Annotated in this window: 2 protein-coding genes; both read right to left on the bottom strand. The window is 55.9% G+C overall.

Annotated elements, in window-relative coordinates; genetic code table 11:
* Window positions 1–1,385: conjugative transfer ATPase (locus ABLA85_RS15920; RefSeq protein ID WP_367965361.1), on the bottom strand; the 1,385-nt coding region annotated here is incomplete at its 3' end.
* On the bottom strand, window positions 1,385–1,587 hold a 203-nt coding region (locus tag ABLA85_RS15915; protein ID WP_367965360.1), incomplete at its 5' end, for a TIGR03751 family conjugal transfer lipoprotein. The genes ABLA85_RS15915 and ABLA85_RS15920, both read right to left, overlap by 1 nt.

Here is a 1,587-nt window from a genome sequence, read left to right as displayed (position 1 = left end):
CCGGTGCCGGTTGAGCGCCCGGTGACTGGCAATAGTCCCGCCAGATGTTGTACCCAGCTCAGGCGGGTAAACCAGTGTTTTTTGTCCTTCTGTGGGTTAAAACACAGGGGTAAGGCGCGTAAATAGGCATTCAGCGGGGACACACTGAATTCCGGCCGCACAGGCTGTAATCCAGCCGTCAGCAGGGTTGACGATAACTGATGTACCCGCTGGTTCAGATCAGTGACATCGTTGCCCCGCATCAGAAAGGTCAGCGCACTGCGGTACAGCTTATGCCGTCGTCCCAGTAAGGCTTTGACTTCCTGCACATCCTGCCGGACACGCGCCGATTCGGTATTTTCCCCCACCGCATTTTTTGCCAGCCGGGTAAAATTCTCTTCCAGCGTATCCTGTGCCTGCGCCACAATGGTCAAAGAAACCACGGTGCCTTCCGGCATCATATCCATCAGGGCATTGATATTATCCCCCCGTTTCACTTCGCCCGTCAGCGTACCCGGCTCCGGCGGGCGGCGCAGGCGTTCAACCAGCACCGCTTTATGCGGCAGGCCATCAAACCACCAGAGTCCGTTTTCGGGATCAGACACCGGTGGGTTAAACCACAGGCTTTCAGCAAAGTCATTATAAATCGGGAGCTCGAGCTGCATAGGCGTTTCATAACTCACCGTGCGATAAAAATCGGCTTTTGCCATGCCCCAGTCCGGGGATGGATTAAAATGACGTAACAACCAGCTATGGATTTGCATGCCATTCTGCCGAACGGCAACAATGCCCGCCGCCGCCAGTGACGACACCAGACGCTCGCAGACCTGATTGAGTGCTGCCACCGAGGATAACGTGGAGTGGTTTGCCTGTGATTTGTGCGCAGGCAGCCAGCGATAGATGGCCATACGCGTCTGGCGTTGTTGTCCCCGCCACGGTTGCCCGGTAATTAAGCTGTCGTGAAATATCCCGTCAGGCCAGGCAATGCTGTTCAGATGACGCTCGGACTCGGCCAGAAAGGCATCCGTAAAAGCCGTACCTTGTGCCCACGGTTTGACGTAATTCCGTAATGTATTGAGATAGGCAGCAGGATCATCTTCGTCCTGACAAAAAAACTGCACCACCCACGGTGAGATATCGTCTTCTTCCAGACTGTCCTGGATCGCATCCTCCAGCTGATCCCGAATTTCAATCAGCCGTTCCATTGGACGCCCTTCGGTGGCAACAGGTTCGATACGATAGACCGCCCCCACGGAAACACCGTCATCCAGCAACAGGCATTGCCCGTCTTCCAGATATTCCACCCAGGGCAGGTAATCAATGATGGAGGGACTGGCCCGGTAAATCGCGGCTTCATCGGCTTCACGCAGCTTGCCGGGGCGGAGCAGCGGTTTTGGGGTTTCCATCACAGTGCCTCCGTGCGTTCACCCGGCAGGGCGTACTGCACCTGCTGATAAAACGGGAACACGGCGCTGTAGCCCGGTATCGGTGTATTGCCGGCCGCCAGATGCGGAAAAACATACATCACCATATCGGGATTGGGGAGACGGGGAAACTGCTGGCTGATTTCCTGCGCAGCCGAACGGCTGTAATGATAAGGCTCTTCCA

The organism is Xenorhabdus sp. SGI246 (assembly GCF_040838225.1).
Classification (GTDB): Bacteria; Pseudomonadota; Gammaproteobacteria; order Enterobacterales; family Enterobacteriaceae; genus Xenorhabdus; species Xenorhabdus indica.
The sequence above is the reverse complement of the archived record's forward strand: the minus strand, read 5'-3'. Positions and strand labels throughout refer to the sequence as shown.